General features: G+C 70.8%; 16 protein-coding genes. 12 read left to right on the plus strand and 4 right to left on the minus strand.

Going from position 1 to position 12,111, the window contains the following annotated elements; genetic code table 11:
• Positions 1–23 precede the first annotated feature (23 nt).
• Positions 24–911 (minus strand): LLM class flavin-dependent oxidoreductase, encoded by an 888-nt coding sequence (locus tag LK09_RS07365; RefSeq protein ID WP_039397536.1) that lies wholly within the window; start codon positions 909–911, stop codon positions 24–26.
• 33 nt (positions 912–944) lie between these two features.
• Complete coding sequence (locus tag LK09_RS21745) at positions 945–1,580, minus strand: TetR/AcrR family transcriptional regulator (RefSeq protein WP_197060987.1); 636 nt, start codon at positions 1,578–1,580, stop codon at positions 945–947.
• A gap of 52 nt (positions 1,581–1,632) precedes the next feature.
• On the opposite strand from LK09_RS21745, the gene LK09_RS07375 reads away from it, so the two are divergent.
• From LK09_RS07375 to LK09_RS07390, 4 genes are all read left to right on the plus strand, one after another.
• Positions 1,633–2,043, plus strand: coding sequence for a nuclear transport factor 2 family protein (locus LK09_RS07375; protein ID WP_039397540.1), 411 nt, complete (start codon positions 1,633–1,635; stop codon positions 2,041–2,043).
• Positions 2,040–2,885: an SDR family oxidoreductase gene (locus LK09_RS07380; protein WP_039397541.1), complete on the plus strand. Its 846-nt coding sequence runs from the start codon at positions 2,040–2,042 to the stop codon at positions 2,883–2,885. The genes LK09_RS07375 and LK09_RS07380 overlap by 4 nt, the downstream gene beginning before the upstream one ends.
• A 68-nt stretch (positions 2,886–2,953) precedes the next feature.
• Complete coding sequence (locus tag LK09_RS07385; RefSeq protein ID WP_039397544.1) at positions 2,954–3,388, plus strand: MarR family winged helix-turn-helix transcriptional regulator; 435 nt, start codon at positions 2,954–2,956, stop codon at positions 3,386–3,388.
• 28 nt (positions 3,389–3,416) lie between these two features.
• The gene (locus tag LK09_RS07390) at positions 3,417–3,926 is read left to right on the plus strand and encodes a glutathione peroxidase (protein WP_082008098.1); all 510 of its coding nucleotides are present in this window, start codon (positions 3,417–3,419) and stop codon (positions 3,924–3,926) included.
• 38 nt (positions 3,927–3,964) lie between these two features.
• Here the strand turns inward: LK09_RS07390 and LK09_RS07395 are convergent, their stop codons facing one another.
• Complete coding sequence (locus LK09_RS07395; protein WP_039397546.1) at positions 3,965–4,861, minus strand: SDR family oxidoreductase; 897 nt, start codon at positions 4,859–4,861, stop codon at positions 3,965–3,967.
• Positions 4,862–5,055: 194 nt separating this feature from the next.
• On the opposite strand from LK09_RS07395, the gene LK09_RS22170 reads away from it, so the two are divergent.
• The 3 genes from LK09_RS22170 (at position 5,056) to LK09_RS07410 (ending at position 7,132) form a co-directional block, all read left to right on the plus strand.
• Entirely contained in the window at positions 5,056–5,382 is a 327-nt protein-coding gene (locus tag LK09_RS22170) for a DUF1345 domain-containing protein (RefSeq protein ID WP_331454264.1), read from the plus strand.
• Between the two features lie 83 nt (positions 5,383–5,465).
• The gene (locus tag LK09_RS07405; RefSeq protein ID WP_039398271.1) at positions 5,466–5,951 is read left to right on the plus strand and encodes a YciE/YciF ferroxidase family protein; all 486 of its coding nucleotides are present in this window, start codon (positions 5,466–5,468) and stop codon (positions 5,949–5,951) included.
• Between the two features lie 167 nt (positions 5,952–6,118).
• On the plus strand, positions 6,119–7,132 hold the full coding sequence (locus LK09_RS07410; protein WP_052226492.1) for a glycosyltransferase: 1,014 nt from the start codon (positions 6,119–6,121) through the stop codon (positions 7,130–7,132).
• 13 nt (positions 7,133–7,145) lie between these two features.
• On the opposite strand, the gene LK09_RS07415 is transcribed toward LK09_RS07410, so the two are convergent.
• The gene (locus LK09_RS07415; RefSeq protein WP_039397550.1) at positions 7,146–7,352 is read right to left on the minus strand and encodes a hypothetical protein; all 207 of its coding nucleotides are present in this window, start codon (positions 7,350–7,352) and stop codon (positions 7,146–7,148) included.
• A gap of 204 nt (positions 7,353–7,556) precedes the next feature.
• On the opposite strand from LK09_RS07415, the gene LK09_RS07420 reads away from it, so the two are divergent.
• From LK09_RS07420 to LK09_RS07440, 5 genes are read left to right on the plus strand one after another with little or no spacing between them, the layout of a single operon-like run.
• Positions 7,557–8,603: an iron-containing redox enzyme family protein gene (locus LK09_RS07420; protein ID WP_039397552.1), complete on the plus strand. Its 1,047-nt coding sequence runs from the start codon at positions 7,557–7,559 to the stop codon at positions 8,601–8,603.
• The gene (locus tag LK09_RS07425; RefSeq protein WP_039397554.1) at positions 8,600–8,794 is read left to right on the plus strand and encodes a CDGSH iron-sulfur domain-containing protein; all 195 of its coding nucleotides are present in this window, start codon (positions 8,600–8,602) and stop codon (positions 8,792–8,794) included. The genes LK09_RS07420 and LK09_RS07425 overlap by 4 nt, the downstream gene beginning before the upstream one ends.
• A gap of 20 nt (positions 8,795–8,814) precedes the next feature.
• Positions 8,815–9,936, plus strand: coding sequence for a carboxylate-amine ligase (locus LK09_RS07430; RefSeq protein WP_052226493.1), 1,122 nt, complete (start codon positions 8,815–8,817; stop codon positions 9,934–9,936).
• 54 nt (positions 9,937–9,990) lie between these two features.
• Entirely contained in the window at positions 9,991–10,488 is a 498-nt protein-coding gene (locus LK09_RS07435; RefSeq protein ID WP_039397556.1) for a DUF6328 family protein, read from the plus strand.
• A 26-nt stretch (positions 10,489–10,514) separates the two neighbouring features.
• Positions 10,515–12,095: an NAD-dependent epimerase/dehydratase family protein gene (locus tag LK09_RS07440; RefSeq protein ID WP_039397558.1), complete on the plus strand. Its 1,581-nt coding sequence runs from the start codon at positions 10,515–10,517 to the stop codon at positions 12,093–12,095.
• Positions 12,096–12,111 lie beyond the last annotated feature (16 nt).

A 12,111-nucleotide genomic window follows, 5' to 3' on the forward strand; every position in this document is an offset into this window, starting at 1 on the left:
ATCACGACACCAGGAGGCCGGCGTCACTGACCCACCAGACGCGCCACCTCGCCGACCGAGGCGGAGAACGCTTCGATCTCAGCGTCGGCCGTCGGCTGCAGCACGACATCCTCCACCCCGATATCGAACAAACGCTCGACCCCGGCAGCGACCTCCTCGACCGAGCCGGCCAGCACGCGGTCCGCACTGTCGTCGGAGTCCAGCCCTCCGTACACCGAGTCGTCCAGCGACGCGACGGCGCGGGCGCGGGCATCGGTACCGAACGCGGTCACGACGTACGCGACGATATCGGCGTCACCCGTCCGCCCCGCCTCCTGTCGTCCCGCGCGCACCCGGTCGATGGACCGCGACAGCTCGGCGAGGGTGTGCCGACTGTCCAGCACGACACCATCGGCGACGCCACCCGTTGTGTGCAGCGTCTTCGGCCCTTCCGCCGCGGCATACACGAGCGGGGCCCGCTCGGGCGGCCAGTCCAGCCGCACGCCGTCGAGCGTGACGTACCGGCCGCCGACCGTCACCTGCTCCCCCGCCAGCAGATCTCGCAGCGCCGGGACGTACTCCCGCAGCAGCGTCAGCGGCGATGCGACCCGCGCACCGACCTGCCCCATCCAGGACTGGACGCCGTGGCCGACACCGGGCAGCAGTCGACCGGGAAACAGCCGCTCGATCGTCGCGATCTCCATGGCCGTGACCGCGACATTCCGCAGGGGCATCGGCGAGATGCCGATCCCGATGCGAAGGCGATCGGTCCAGGCCAGCGCCGCGGACGCCACGGCGAACGCCGAGTGCCGGAAGCAGTCCTCCCAGATCCAGAGTTCGGCGACGCCGGATGCCTCAGCCGCGTCGACGGCCTCACGCAGCCGCTCGGGCGCATTGACATAGGGACTGAAGATCGTGCCGACCCGTCTCATGCCCTCATGATGCCAGCAACCCTCGGCCGGGACTCAGCGCAGCAGAGCGGACCGCAGGAACCGGTAGAGCAGATCGGCGTACTCCTCCGGGCTCCAGCCTGCACGGTCGACGAAAGCCGGGTACATCTCCGCGGTCGCGAACAGGAGGATGTCGCGTGCCTGATCGGCGGTCAGTTCGGGCCGAAGGTTCCCGCCGTCGACGAGGTACGCGGCGTTGTGGGTCATCCGCTCCGCACGAGTCGCGTCGATCCGCTCGAGCAGGTGCGCCGCCTGGGGGTCGGTGACCGCCGCCGTACGGACGAGCTGGTAGACGGGGGCCGCAAGGGCCGAGACCTCCACGGCCATCCGGGTCCAATGGCGAAGGAGGGCCTCGGCGGTCGGGGCATCCGTCGCGCCCTCATCGGACCGCACTTCGGCGGGGCGATCGCCCTCACCTTCGAGTGCCGTGGTCCAGATCGCCTCGACCAGCCCGGCGCGGCTGCCGAACGCCTTGTAGACCGTCTCGGTCGAGACCCCGGCATCCGCGGCGATCTCCGCAATGGTCGTCGCATGGTAGCCCTCGGCCAGGAAGCGGGCCCGAGCCGCGTCGATGATGCGGACGCGCCGATCATGCGCAGCCGCGCGGCGTCCACTCGCGTCATACCGCCTCTTGACTTCTCGCGCCGTCACGCGCACCATCATAATCAATGCAGGTGCCTGTATCCAATACTGGGGAGTTGCGATGGACGATGTCATCGACCGGATCTGCGCGGCGACGAACGCACACGACCTGGATGCACTGGTGGACTGCTTCGCGGAGGACTACCGGCTGACCATGCCGGTTCATCCGAGCCGCGACTTCCGCGGCAGCGCTCAGGTTCGCACCAACTGGTCTCAGATCTTCGCGGGAGTCCCCGATCTTCGCGCGGAGGTCGTCGCACGCACCGACGATGGCCCGTCGCGATGGACCGAGTGGCGGATGTGGGGAACCCGCCGCGACGGAGCCGCCCACGACATGCGGGGCGTCGCGATCTTCGAGGTCGACGAGGATGCCGGCATCGAGCACGCTCGAGCGTGCCGGTTCTACCTCGAGCAGGTCGAGCACGACAGCGGGACCGTCGACGACGACGTGCACCGACGGGTCGGGCCATGATCACCGTCGTCGGCGCCACCGGTCGGCTGGGGAAGCTGGTCACGGCCGACCTCGCCGCGCGGGGCCTCCCCGTCCGAGCCGTCGCGCGACACTCCCGGGAAGTGCCGGCCGGCGCGGAGTTCGTCGCCGCCGACATGCGCGATCCGTCGACGATCGAAGAGGCCGTTGCCGGGTCGACCGTGGTGATCTCGGCGATCAACGGGCTCGATCCGTCTGCCGGCCAGTCCCCCGCCGAGGTCGACCGCGACGGGAACCTGCGACTCATCGCCGCCACCCGAGCCGCCGGGGCACGGCTGGTTCTGGTCTCGATCATCGGCGCGCGCACAGACAGCCCGATCGAGATCGCACGCATGAAGGCGGTCGCCGAACGTGCCGCACGCGACACCGCCGGACTCGAGTGGACGATCGTCCGCAGCGCCCTGTTCGCCGAGCTGTGGCGCGACGTGCTCCGTCAGACCGTGGGCTCCTCCGGACGCCCCGTCGTCTTCGGGCGCGGCGAGAACCCCATCAACGTCGTCTCCGTCGTGGATGTCGCTGCAGCTGTCGTCCGCGCGGCGATCGATCCCGCGCTCCGCGGCCACGTGATCGACGTGGGCGGGCCGCGCAACGTCACGATGAACGAACTCGCCGCCTGGGCGACCGGCTCATCGAGACCGCGGCACATCCCTCGGGCGATGCTGCGCGTCGGCGCCGTCGCAGTCCGACCCGTGCGTCCCGCGATCGCCCGTCTCATGCGCCAGGCCCTCGCGATGGACACCACCGACCTCGCCTACGATCCGGCGCCCGCCCGGGCACGGTACCCGTGGCTGGTCAGCCACGACCTCGTCGGACAGGCATCCTGAACGACCCGAACCAAGTTGTGCACAATTCGATTGTGTGAAATCCTTTGTGCGTGGCCGTGACGGATGAGATGGTGTGCTTCGCGCTCTATGCGGCGACGCGCGCGACGACCCGCGCGTATCGCACCCTCCTCGAACCCTGGGGTCTGACGTACCCGCAGTACCTGGTGCTCGTGACCCTCTGGATCGAGGGCGAACAGACCGTGACCACTCTGGGCGATCAGCTGCAGCTGGATTCCGGGACGCTCTCCCCGATGCTTCGGCGCATGGAGCAGGCCGACCTCATCCGGCGAGAGCGCCGGTCCGCCGACGAACGCGTCGTGTCCGTCGTCCTCGGCCCGCGCGGCGTCCAGCTGCGCTCCGAACTCGCACACATCCCGCGCCGCATCGCCACCGGGACAGGACTCCCCGACGAGCAGTCCGCCGCCGCCCTCATCGGCACCCTCCACAGCCTCACCGCGACGATGCTGGCCGTCACCGCGTCTGAGACCGCCGTCGAAGCGTGACGACGACGCACCCATCGAAAGGACGCACATGACCACGGACTCCGGGTCGAGCATCGACCTCGCCGCCATCCCCGTGACCACCCTGCGGGGTCAGAACACCACGTTCGGCGACCTCGTGGACGGGCGCGCCGCGCTCGTCGTCAACGTCGCCTCCCGCTGCGGGCTCGCCCCGCAGTACGAAGTGCTCGAACAGCTCCAGCGCCGCTACGCCGACCGCGGCTTCACCGTCGTCGGCTTCCCGAGCAACCAGTTCCTGCAGGAGCTCAGCACGGCGGAGAAGATCGAGGAGTACTGCTCGGCGACCTGGGGCGTGACGTTCCCGATGACCGAGAAGGTCCGCGTCAACGGGAAGAACGCCCACCCGATCTACCAGCGGCTGACCACGGTGCCCGGCGAGGACGGCAAGGCCGGCCGCATCACCTGGAACTTCGAGAAGTTCGTCATCAGCCCGAGCGGACACGTGACGCGCTTCAGCCCGCGGACCGAACCCGACGCCCCCCAGGTCATCGCAGCGATCGAGGCCGCGCTGCCGGAGTGACGCCGGGGCGCCGGGGCGCCGGGGCGCCGGCGCGATGATCAGGGCGTCGGCATCCCGCCGGTGACGGCGAGCGTCTCGCCGACCACATAGCTGGATTCCGCCGAGGCCAGGAAGACGTAGGCCGGGGCGAGCTCGGCCGGCTGGCCGGGGCGACCGATCGCCGTCTGCGATCCGAAGTCCGGCAGCTTCTCGGGCGGTTGTCCGGCGCTGGGCTGCAGCGGCGTCCAGATGGGGCCCGGGGCGACCGCATTGACCCGGATCCCGCGGGGCGCAAGCTGCTGGGCGAGCGCCTTCGTGAACGCGTTGATCGCCGCCTTGGTCGTCGCGTAGTCGACGAGCAGCTCACTGGGCAGGTACGCCTGCACCGATGTCGTGTTGATGATCGTGGCGCCCGGCCCCAGATGCGCCAGCGCCGCCTTGGTGAGCCAGAACATCGCGTAGATGTTGGTCTTCATCGTGAGGTCGAACTGGTCATCGGGAAGGTCGGCGAGGTCTTTGCAGAAGATCTGCTTGCCGGCGTTGTTGACGAGGATGTCGATGCCCCCGAACTCCTCCACCGCGCGCCGGACCACCTCATCGCAGAATGCCCGGTCGGTCAGGTCTCCGGGGATGAGCACGGCCCGGCGCCCCACGTCGCGGATCAGCTCGGCGATCCTGCCGGCATCCTCCTCTTCGGACGGCAGGTAGACGAGGGCGACGTCCGCGCCCTCGCGCGCGAACGCGATCGCCGCCGCTGCTCCGATCCCGGAGTCGCCGCCCGTCACGATCGCGCGTCGTCCCTCCAACCGAGAAGAGCCCGCGTAGCTGCCCTCGCCGTGGTCGGCGGGCGGCTCCAGCTCGCTGTCCCGCCCGGGTTCGGGCACCTGCCGTTCCGGCGGTCGGATGTGCGGATAGCGGTCGACCGGGTTGTCGAACGTGTACTGGGTCTCGGGCATGGTTCCTCCTTCTCGTCGGTTGGCCGACGCTACGGGCGACCACGGCCGCCCGGCAGGGGGCTTGACAAAGAAGCAGGGGCCCCGCTCGCTGTCAAGGGCCTCGTCGCCGCGGCATCCCGATCCCGACGATCGGCGCATGACGACGGGTCCCGACGCCGCGCGATGAGCCGGGGATGCCGAAGAAGGAGGCCGTGATGCCGGAAGATCGAAAGTCCCGTCCGGGGGTCAGGCATCAGGCACGGACCCGGGTCATCGTCATGGCCGCCGGCGGCGGCGCGGTGGGTGCGGCGGCGGCGCTCCTGGGTGCGCAGGCGAACGCACCGGTCATCGGGTGGGATGCGTGGACGGTCGGAATGACCTTCCAGGTCTCCGACACGGACCTGCGCAACCGCACGATCCGCGGGGTCGTGCTGAAGCACATGCTGCTGTCGTACCTGTTCGGATCAGTCATCCTCGCCACGACGGTGAACCTGGTCGTCGGTCTGTCCACGTCGTCGGGCGGGGGCGGCGGAGGCGGGTGAGCCCGAGGCGGGTTTGTCAAGGGGGAAGAATCGGCCCGGCCCGGGTGCGAGTCTCGCCTGACCCAACAGAAAGGCGGATGTGCATGTTCGAGCACTTCGACACCCCCCAGGAACTGTTCGAGTACCGACTCGGGTCCGCGCTGAGCATGGAGGAGGACTCGCTCCAGATGCTCGGCGAGCTCGAAGAAGCGGCGCACTCCTCGGAGCTCAAGGCGATGTTCCGCCACCACGCGGGCGAGACGCGTCAGCAGATCGAGAACCTTCAGGCGGTCTGCTCCGAGCTCGGCCTGTCGGCCGACCTGGAGCCGAGCCAGACGACGAAGGGACTCGCGAAAGAGGGCAGCGCGCTGATTCGCAAGAGCGGCGACAACCTCGTCGACTCGGTGGCCGTCGCCGCAGCGCTCGGCACCGAGCACTACGAGATCGCCGCCTACGAGGCCCTCATCGCGGCCGCGGAAGGCATGGGCCAGACGAGGGTCGTGGACCTGCTCCGGGCCAACCTCGCACAGGAGCAGCACACGAGCGAAGAGCTGGTCGCCAAGGCGAAGCAGTACGCGATGGCGGTCTGACCGGATCCGGGGCCCCGGCGGGCGGACGCACCCGCCGGGGCCCCGCCGCGTCTGCGACCCGGGCACGAAACCCGACCAGCAGACCCCGACGCGCGTGATTGTGCACCGCTTCACCGCCTTCTGCAAGACCCTCGCGACAATCCGCCGGCGGGTTCCACGATGACCCCATGAGAGTGCTGATCTGGCACGTGCACGCAGGCTACGCGACCTGCCTGGTGCAGGGATCGCACCAGTATCTGATCCCCGTCGACGAGGAGCGGTCCGAATGGGGACGCGGGCTGGCCGGCCGCCGCTGGCCGCACGCCCATGAGGTGGATTCCTCCGCGTTGCGCGACGAGGAGATCGACGTCGTCGTGCTGCAGCGACCGGAGGAGATCGCACTCACCGAGCGGCTGACCGGGCGCGTCCCCGGCCGGGACCTTCCCGCGGTGTACCTCGAGCCCGACGCCCCGTGGCCGTCGGCGGTCGGGTCGCGGCATCCCCTCGCCGAGCAGACCCGCATCCCGATCGTCCACGTCACGCACTTCAACCGACTGTTCTGGGACTGCGGGCGCGCGGCGACCACCGTGATCGAGCACGGTGTCCCGGACCCCGGGGATCGCTACACCGGCGAGCTGCGCCGGATCGCCGCCGTCGTGAACGAGCCGTCCCGCCGCAGCCGGGTCGTGGGCGCAGACCTGCTGCCGCAGTTCGGCAGGATCGCCCCGGTCGACCTCTACGGCATCGGCGCGGACCGGTTCTGCGACGAGCTCGCTCCCGGGTCGGACGTCTGCGCGGGCGGCGATCTCGCACCCGGGCGGCTGGTCCACGAGCTGCCGCGCCGGCGGCTGTACCTGCACCCGAGTCGCTGGACCTCGCTCAGCCTGTCGCTGCTGGAGGCGATGGCGCTCGGGATGCCGGTGATCGCCGTCGCCGCCACCGAGGCGTCCCGGGCGGTGCCACCCGGGGCAGGCGTTCTGTCCGCGGACGTCGACGAACTCGTCCGTGCGGCGCGCACCTTCCTCGACGACCCGGACCTCGCGCGCGAAGCAGGCACCCGCGCCCGCGAGCACGTGCTCGCCCGCTACGGGCTGGAACGGTTCCTGGCGCGGTGGGACGAGGTGCTCGCCGGGGTCGTCGAGACGGTCGGCGAGAGCGCGGACCTCGTCGCCGCAGGATCGACGGAAGCGGGAACACCCTGACGATCTCGCGCGCTCACCCCTCCGCGAACTCGACGAGGGCGACGGACACGCCGGGGGTGATGAGCAGGAGGCTCTGCGAGCGGCCGCCATGGCCGTCGTAGGCCTGCACCCACCCGGGCATCCCGGACAGGAGGATGCCGTCGATCTCGGCCTGCACGTCCGCCACACTGCGGCCGGCGATCGTGAACGACTGCCCTCCGAACAACATCTCGACGCTCATCGCGGAACCCCCGTCGAGGCCGGCCCATCGACGGCCTCAGTGTCACGTTACCCAGTCTTGCTCCGGCGCGGGCGGGGATTCGCAACCTGTCCAGGGAACTGCGCGATCGGGCACCGGCGGTCCATATTCCGTTCGCTCGCGCACGTCAAGGCCCTCCTGCCGGCGGCCGGGCGATGCCATCTTCGGAGCATCGAGAGGAGTCGCATGAGCATTGCGCAGACCCACCCGGTCGGCATCCACGGCATCACGGCACGGGGGCCGCTCAGTTCCGCTCTGCTTCGGGACCTGAACGGAGAGCCCGACGTCGACCTCGCGGAAGCCGCGGCGAAGGCGGTCGAGTCCACGGACGACATCCTCCGCGACGGAGACATCCAGCTCGCCCTCTTCACCCTGTACGCGCTCGCCTACGGGTCCATCCCGACGCTGGACGCCCGGCGCGAGTGGGACGGCCGGCTGCTCGAAGTCCGGGCGACGCTCGAGCACGCGTTCGAGCAGGCGATCCGCCGTGCCGTGCCGCACCACCCGCTGCCGGAGCCCACCGTCGGGGCGGTGGCGTCGACGCTGTTCGCGGTGACGTCCGAAGACACGGGCTCGAGTCTGACGCGGTTCCTGGCGAAGAAGGCGACGCGGGAACAGGCCCTGGAGTTCCTCGTGCTCCGGTCGATCTACACGCTGCGCGAAGCCGACCCGCACTCCTGGGCCATCCCGCGGCTGCGCGGGCGGGCGAAGGCGGCGCTGGTGGAGATCCAGGCCGACGAATACGGCGGGGGCCGCGCCGACCGCGTGCACGCCGAGATCTTCGCGAAGTCGATGCGAGGAGCCGGGCTCGACGAGCGGTACGGCGCGTACGTGGATGTCGTCCCGGCCGTGACGCTGGCGTCTTTGAACATGATGTCCATGTTCGGGCTCAACCGGCGCCTGGTCGGGGCGATCGTCGGGCACCTGGCCGCGTTCGAGATGACGTCGTCGATCCCGAACCGGCTGTACGGCGACGGGCTGCGCCGACTGGGGTTCGGCGAGGACGTCACGGACTACTTCGACGAGCACGTCGAAGCGGACGCGGTGCACGAGCAGATCGCCGGACGCGACCTCGCCGGCGCACTCGCAGAGGACCACCCGGAACTCCTGCCCGACATCCTGTTCGGCGCGGTGGCCTGCCTGACGGTGGACAGCCTCGTCGCGGAGCACGTGCTCGAGTGCTGGCAGAGCGGTCGATCCGCTCTGGTGGGTGCGGACGGAGAAGCGACATGAGCGACCGGCCGACGATCAGCCCGTATCCGGACGGTCCCCTGATCGTCCGCGGCGACGTGGAGCTCGTGACCGCGGACGGCACCCCCATCGCCGCGCGCCGGCGCACGGTCGCGCTGTGCCGCTGCGGGATGTCGACGATCAAACCGTTCTGCGACGGCACCCACAAGGTGACCGGATTCAAAGCCGAGTAGCGCGGGCCGGAGGTCGCACCGTGAGCACGACGTTCGGGATCGAAGAGGAGTTCATGCTCCTCGATCCGGCGAGCCTCCGGCCCGTCGAGCTGGGGCCGGAGGCCGTCGACGACCTCGGCGGGTCGGACTCGGGTGCGGTCGCCCGGGAGTTCTTCCGCTCGCAGGTGGAGTTCGCGACCCCGGTGTGCGAATCCTTCGCCGAGGCACGCGCGGCGCTGCTCGGGTTCCGCCGGCGACTCGGATGCTGGGCGGCGGCCGCCGGAGTGGTGGCGGCCGGGACCGGCACCCCGTTCCGGCCGGGGCCCGCGGCGATGGTCAGCGCGGACGAGCGGTACGAGCGCATCGCGTCGGACATCGGCGGCCTGGCCGGCGACCACCAGATCAACGGGCTGCACGTCCACGTCGGGATCCCCGACCGAGACGCCGGCATCCGGGCCTCGAACGCTCTGCGACCCTGGCTCCCGGTGCTCCTCGCGCTGTCCGGGAACTCCCCGTTCTGGAACGCCCGCGAGACCGGGTACGACAGCTGGCGAGCCATCCACTCGCGGCGGTGGACCACCAACGGCATCCCGCCACGCTTCCGGGACGCCGCCGAGTACGATCGGGCATTCGAGGCGCTGATGGGCATCGGGGCGACCTCGGATGCCGGCGCCCTCAACTGGGTCGTCCGCCTCTCGGCTCGGTTCCCGACCGTCGAAGTCCGGATCTGCGACGCGCAGCTGGACGCGTCGTCCTCGGCGGCGCTGGCCGCGATCGTCCGCGCTCTGGTCACGGCGGGTCTCCGTGGCGACGAACCGGGCACGCTCACGGATCAGTTCGCGGATGCCGCGCTGTGGCACGCGGCCCGGGACGGCGTCGGGGGCATGCTGGTCCACCCGCTCTCCGGACGACTCGCACCGGCCGGGGAGGTGCTCCGCGCCCTCCACGACCACATCGCTCCCGCGCTGCTCGGCGGCGGCGAAACCTGCGCCGTGGAAAGGCTGCTCGAACGCCGCGTCAGCGGCGCGCAGCTGCAGCGTGCGGCGCGCCGACGCGGCACGGGTGCCTTGGCGGCCCTCTACCGTGAGCGACTCGCCGGCGTGGGCGACGAGGCGCCGGCCGAACCCGCTCGGCCCCCTGCTGTCAAGGGCCTCCCGAGCTGACGCGCGGACGCCGACCATCGACGCAGACCGACCCAGCACCGGAAGCGGAGTGCGATGCAAGATCCCGGGACTCAGAACGACGGACGCGGGGAGACGCCCAATGAGCGCGCGGACCGCAACTGGCAGGAACTCGTGCAGGAGCTCCGCGTCACCCAGACGGGGTCGCAGATCCTGTCGGGCTTTCTGCTGACCGTCGCCTTCCAGCAGTCCTTCCACTCCCTCCTTCCGTATCAGAAGACCGTCTACCTGGTCCTCGTCCTGCTGGCGGCTGGGACGACGGTGCTCGGGATGATGCCGGTCGCCGTCCATCGCGCGCTCTTCCGTCGGCGGCGCAAGTCCAGCCTCGTCACCCTCACCAACCGGCTGCTGGTGTTCACCGTCGTGCTGGTGGCCACCCTGACGACGGGCGTCGTGTTCTTCCTCTTCGACGTGGTCGCCTCGCTCGCCGCCGGGATCATCGCCGCCGCGGTCGTCGCCGTCGCCATGGGGGTATGGCTGCTGATGTTCCCGCTGTCCCTGCGTGACGACCCCGTCGAAGACGAACGCCGCTGATCCGGACGACGGTAAGGAGCGAAGACATGAAAGTCGCGATCACCGGCGCAAGCGGCAACGCGGGCACGGCCCTTCTCCGGGCGTTGCGCGACGACGCGGACGTCGAGCAGATCACCGCCGTCGCACGCCGCTCGCCGGACGGGACCATCGAGCCCTACGACGCCGCCCGGTGGGAGCTCGTCGACCTCGCGATGCCGGTCGTCGACGAAGCCGAGGAAGACCACGTGATCGATCGTCTGGCGGCGGCCTTCGCGGGTTCGGATGCCGTGGTGCACCTGGCCTGGATCCTCCAGCCCAACCACGAGCGCGCCCTCCTGCGGCGCGTGAACGTGGAGGGCACGCGTCGGGTGGTGCACGCCTGCCTCCGCGCGGGCGTCGGACACCTGGTGTGCGCCTCCTCCGTCGGGGCGTATTCGGGGGTTGTCGACGACGTGCCCCGCGACGAGTCGTGGCCGACCGGCGGCATCCCGTCGGCCCACTACTCCGCTGACAAGTCCGCCCAGGAGGCGGTGCTGGACGAGGCGGAGGAGCGCGGCCTCACCGTCGCCCGGGTGCGCCCCGCGCTCGTCTTCGATTCCGAAGCGGGTGCCGAGATCACCCGCCTGTTCGTCGGAGGGCTGCTGCCTCCGGCCCTGCTGCGGCCCGGATCCCTGCCCGTGGCCGCGCTGCCCGCCGGCCTGCGGCTCCAGGTCGTGCACGCGGACGACCTCGCCGAGGCGTACCGGCTGATGCTGCACCGCCGGGCATCCGGCGCCTTCAACATCGCCGCCGACGGGGTGCTGTCCGCACAGGACATCGCCGACGTCCTCAGCCACGGCCGCTACCTGCCGGTCCCCGCCCGCCCGCTTCGGGCGCCGCTCCATCTGGCGTGGCGGGCACACGCCGTCGCGGCCGACCCGGGCTGGCTCGATCTGGGGATGTCGGCACCGGTCATCGACACCTCGCGGGCACGCACCGAGCTCGACTGGCATCCCCGGCACGACGCGCGGGCGACCTTCCTGGAGATGCTGACCGGCATGGCGGACGGAACGGGTGCTGCGAGCGCGCCGCTTCACGCACCGACGCGGCCGCGATCGCCGTTCGGCAGGCGGCATCCCTCCCGCCTGCCGACCGGAATCGAGGGCGACATCCTCTCCGTGTATCTGTCCGAGCATCTGGTCGGGTCGACGGTCGGACTCCAGCGCGTGCAGAGGATGGCGTCCGCCTACCGGAAGACGTCGATCGGCGCTCCCCTGGGAGTGCTCGCCACCGAGGTGGAGGAGGAGCGGCAGCTCCTGGCGGATCTGATGACGCTCCTCGCGATCCCCCGGCGCCGCTCCCGCGAGGCGCTGGGCTGGCTCGGCGAGCGGGTGGGGCGTCTGAAGATCAACGGCCGGATCTCCGGCTCTCCGATGACACCGGTGCTCGAGATCGAACTCATGCGCAGCGCGGTCGTGGGAAAGCTGAGCGGCTGGGAGACCCTCGGCGAGCTCGGACCCGAGCTCGCCCTCCCGCCCGCGGTGTTCCGCGACCTCGCCGACCGGGCGCGGCGGCAGCTCAGGATGCTGGAGGCGATGCATCAGGAGGTCGCGCCGGCCGCCTTCCGCGTCGGTCCGAAGACGGCGTGAGCCGGCGCGCGCGAGC

The organism is Microbacterium mangrovi (assembly GCF_000802305.1).
GTDB lineage: Bacteria > Actinomycetota > Actinomycetes > Actinomycetales > Microbacteriaceae > Microbacterium > Microbacterium mangrovi.

Coding starts and splice junctions, on each gene's coding strand:
- LK09_RS07365 (WP_039397536.1), bottom strand. CDS start 911: ATGAGACGGGTCGGCACGATCTTCAGTCCCTATGTCAATGCGCCCGAG.
- LK09_RS07375 (WP_039397540.1), top strand. CDS start 1,633: ATGGACGATGTCATCGACCGGATCTGCGCGGCGACGAACGCACACGAC.
- LK09_RS07380 (WP_039397541.1), top strand. CDS start 2,040: ATGATCACCGTCGTCGGCGCCACCGGTCGGCTGGGGAAGCTGGTCACG.
- LK09_RS07385 (WP_039397544.1), top strand. CDS start 2,954: ATGGTGTGCTTCGCGCTCTATGCGGCGACGCGCGCGACGACCCGCGCG.
- LK09_RS07390 (WP_082008098.1), top strand. CDS start 3,417: ATGACCACGGACTCCGGGTCGAGCATCGACCTCGCCGCCATCCCCGTG.
- LK09_RS07395 (WP_039397546.1), bottom strand. CDS start 4,861: ATGCCCGAGACCCAGTACACGTTCGACAACCCGGTCGACCGCTATCCG.
- LK09_RS22170 (WP_331454264.1), top strand. CDS start 5,056: ATGCCGGAAGATCGAAAGTCCCGTCCGGGGGTCAGGCATCAGGCACGG.
- LK09_RS07405 (WP_039398271.1), top strand. CDS start 5,466: ATGTTCGAGCACTTCGACACCCCCCAGGAACTGTTCGAGTACCGACTC.
- LK09_RS07410 (WP_052226492.1), top strand. CDS start 6,119: ATGAGAGTGCTGATCTGGCACGTGCACGCAGGCTACGCGACCTGCCTG.
- LK09_RS07415 (WP_039397550.1), bottom strand. CDS start 7,352: ATGAGCGTCGAGATGTTGTTCGGAGGGCAGTCGTTCACGATCGCCGGC.
- LK09_RS07420 (WP_039397552.1), top strand. CDS start 7,557: ATGAGCATTGCGCAGACCCACCCGGTCGGCATCCACGGCATCACGGCA.
- LK09_RS07425 (WP_039397554.1), top strand. CDS start 8,600: ATGAGCGACCGGCCGACGATCAGCCCGTATCCGGACGGTCCCCTGATC.
- LK09_RS07435 (WP_039397556.1), top strand. CDS start 9,991: ATGCAAGATCCCGGGACTCAGAACGACGGACGCGGGGAGACGCCCAAT.
- LK09_RS07440 (WP_039397558.1), top strand. CDS start 10,515: ATGAAAGTCGCGATCACCGGCGCAAGCGGCAACGCGGGCACGGCCCTT.